2 protein-coding genes are annotated in these 3,292 nt (G+C 57.9%); both read right to left on the bottom strand.

Annotated features, from left to right (window positions below):
• Window positions 1–741: 741 nt before the first annotated feature.
• A complete protein-coding gene (gene nspC / locus DW088_RS14885; protein ID WP_118361768.1) occupies window positions 742–1,872 on the bottom strand; it encodes a carboxynorspermidine decarboxylase in 1,131 nt (376 codons plus the stop codon).
• Between the two features lies 1 nt (window position 1,873).
• Window positions 1,874–3,133: a saccharopine dehydrogenase family protein gene (locus DW088_RS14880; RefSeq protein ID WP_118361766.1), complete on the bottom strand. Its 1,260-nt coding sequence runs from the start codon at window positions 3,131–3,133 to the stop codon at window positions 1,874–1,876.
• Between the last annotated feature and the right edge of the window lie 159 nt (window positions 3,134–3,292).

The following is a 3,292-nucleotide window of genomic DNA, read 5'->3' as shown; positions in this document are numbered from 1 at the left end:
GCGGGGGCAAAAAGGAAGGGACACCTGCGGTTTCCCTTCCTCTTTGAACTCCTACCTTTCCCTTGCTTCCTAATCTGGCGCAGATTTCCTATATGTGACCGCTTCGAAAAGGGGAACGACAGAGGATTTTTTCTTCCGTGTCTTTCTCAACATATTCGCAGTGTCAGATACATTACTGCTACACATGTGATTTCATCTAAGCAGGCGCGACATAACAGTGTCGCGCAAGTCGTCAGCACGTTATAATGGACAGGGCCTGCGAAGATAAATTGTACCAAACGCTTAATTCGTAGGTGCCATGCGGTATAACGTGTTAAAGAGTTGCGCGGCACGGTTATGCCGCGCCTGCGTAGAGTAAACCGTATGTGTAGCAGTACGTTGTCTGTGAACTGCGAAAAGGCGGAGAAAGACACGCTTCGGTAACCCGACTGCCGTTCCCCTACTTCGCAGCGGTCACATGTCGGCAATCTGCGCCAGACCCTCCAAGGGAAAGGGGTGATTCACAAGAGGGTGGAAACCGTAGGTGTCTACCCTCTTGTGCCCCCGCCGGGTAGGCGCACTCCCCGCTGAGGTTCAGCGAAAACCTCCCCGCCCGTTAGGGGCGAACACGCTCACGCAGTTCGTGTGCCCCAGTCAGCCGGTGCAGAGAAAGGAGCCGCCCCGTCGGGGCGAACACGCCTGCGGCAGTTCGCGTCCCCCGCTCAGCCGGTGCAGAGAAACAGACTCCCGCCCGGCAGGAACTTACGAAAGTCTCCGCTTAAACTCCTCATACCCGAACATCCGCACGACCTCATCCGTGCCGTCGGCGCGTCTTACCGCGATGAGCGGCAGCGGCATACCGTTAAACGTATTGGTCTTGACCATGGTGTAGAGCGCCATGTCCTCGAACACGACCTGCTCACCGGCGCCGAGCGCCACATCGAACGAATACTCGCCGATGACGTCGCCTGCGAGGCAGGAGCGGCCGGTCAGCAGATAGGTGAACGCCTTTTTGCCCGGCTCGCCGCCGCGGTACACCGGCGGACGGTACGGCACCTCGAGCACGTCCGGCATATGGCACGCCGCCGAGGTATCCAGAATCGCAATGTCCTTATGGTTGTGCATCACCTCAAGCACGGTGGCGACCAGATAGCCCGCATTCAGCACAACGGCCTCGCCCGGCTCCAGATAAACCTGCACCTTGTACTTTTTCTGCAGATAATCAATGCAGTGCACCAGCGTTTCCACATCGTAATCCGCGCGGGTGATATGGTGGCCGCCGCCGAGGTTGAGCCATTTCAGGCCATCCATATACTGCCCGAAATTCTGCTCAAATGCAGCGACAGTCCGCACCAGATCGTCCGAATTCTGCTCGCAGAGCGTGTGGAAATGGAAGCCTTCAATGCCGTCGAGCAGCTCCGGCTGAAAATTCTCTATCGTAATGCCGAGGCGCGAATCCGGACCGCACGGGTCGTACATCGCGTGGTCGCTCGGCTGCGTGGAGCACTCCGGATTGAGCCGCAGGCCGCAGCTCTTCCCTGCCGCGCGGGCAAGGCTGCCGTAGGCCTTCCACTGCGTGAACGAGTTGAACACAATGTGGTCGGCGTACTCCAGAAGCTCGCGGAACTCGCCCTCCGCGTAAGCCGGTGCGTAAACATGGGTCTCGCCGCCGAATTCCTCATGACCGAGCCGTGCCTCGTACAGACCGGAGGCCGTTGTGCCCGCCAGATACTCCCGAATCAGCGGGTACACGGAAAACATCGAGAACGCCTTCTGCGCCAGCAGGATCTTCGCGCCGGTGCGTCTGGCAACGTCCCGCAGGACGGCCAGATTCTGCACCAGACGGTTTTCATCGAGCAGGTAGCAGGGCGTAGGAAGCTCAGTAAATTTCATATCAGTCCACCAGTACCGGCTTGTCGTTGATCTGCCACGGCAGACCCCACTTGTTCAGCGCCTCCATGTACGGATCGGGATCAAACTCCTCCACCGTGTACACGCCCGGCTTGTTCCACTTGCCGGTCAGCAGCATCGCCGCGCCGATCATCGCCGGAACGCCGGTGGTGTAGCTGATGGCCTGCGAGCCGACCTCGCGGTAGCACTCCTCGTGGTCGCAGACGTTGTAGATATAGGCGGTCTTTTCCTTGCCGTCCTTCTTGCCGGTGAAGATGCAGCCGATGTTGGTCTTGCCCTTGGTGCGCGGACCGAGCGTTGCCGGATCGGGCAGCAGCGCCTTGAGGAACTGGATCGGCACGATCTGGTGGCCCTCAAACTCGATCGGGGTGGTGGACAGCATGCCAACGTTCTCGAGGCAGTTCATGTGGGTCAGGTAGGACTGACCGAAGGTCATGAAGAAGCGGATGCGCTGCACGCCCGGAATATTCTTGGCGAGGGACTCGATCTCCTCGTGGTGGAGCAGGTACATGTCCTTATGGCCGACCTGATCGAAGTCGTACTCGCGCTTGATGCTCATCGCCGGAATTTCAACCCAGTGACCGTTCTCCCAGTACGAACCCGGTGCGGATACCTCACGCAGATTGATCTCTGGGTTGAAGTTGGTCGCGAACGGATAGCCGTGGTCGCCGCCGTTGCAGTCCAGAATGTCGATGGTGTCGATTTCATCGAACAGATGCTTCTGTGCGTAAGCGCAGTACGCCTGCGTTACACCCGGGTCAAAGCCGGAGCCGAGCAGAGCGGTCAGACCGGCCTCCTCAAACTTCTTCTTGTACGCCCACTGCCAGGAGTAGTCAAAGTACGCGGTAAAGCCCTCGTCCTTGCAGCGCTTCTCGTAAATAGCGCGCCACTCCGGATCGTCGGTGTCCTCCGGCTCATAGTTTGCCGTATCCATGTAGTTTACGCCGCACTTGAGGCACGCATCCATGATGGTCAGGTCCTGATACGGCAGCGCAATGTTCATCACGATGTCCGGCTTGTACTCGTCGATGAGCGCGCACAGCTCGTCCACGTTGTCCGCGTCCACCTTGGCGGTGCGGATTTTGGTTGCGGTCGTGCCGTCCAGCTTCTCCTTAATCGCGTCGCACTTGCTCTTGGTGCGGGACGCGATCATAATTTCCTCAAAAACGTCGCTGTTCTGGCAGCACTTGTGGATAACTACGCCGGCAACACCGCCGCAGCCGATGATCAATGCTCTTCCCATTGTTAATTCCTCCTCATTTTTAACTGTATATATAATTTAGATTTATTGAATGGTCTTTATTTGTTAAACTGCCGCTTGAGAAGCGAACGGAACTGCGCCGCACCCGCGGCGGGGGCAAAAAGGGTAGACACCTACGGTTTCTACCCTCTTTGAACACCC

The sequence above is a fragment of the Butyricicoccus sp. AM05-1 genome (assembly GCF_003474415.1).
Lineage (GTDB): Bacteria > Bacillota > Clostridia > Oscillospirales > Butyricicoccaceae > Agathobaculum > Agathobaculum butyriciproducens.
This window is presented reverse-complemented; position numbering and strand designations above follow the sequence as displayed.

Excerpts from the sequence above, each read along its gene's own strand:
- nspC (WP_118361768.1), bottom strand. The coding sequence starts at position 1,872 with ATGAAATTTACTGAGCTTCCTACGCCCTGCTACCTGCTCGATGAAAAC.
- DW088_RS14880 (WP_118361766.1), bottom strand. The coding sequence starts at position 3,133 with ATGGGAAGAGCATTGATCATCGGCTGCGGCGGTGTTGCCGGCGTAGTT.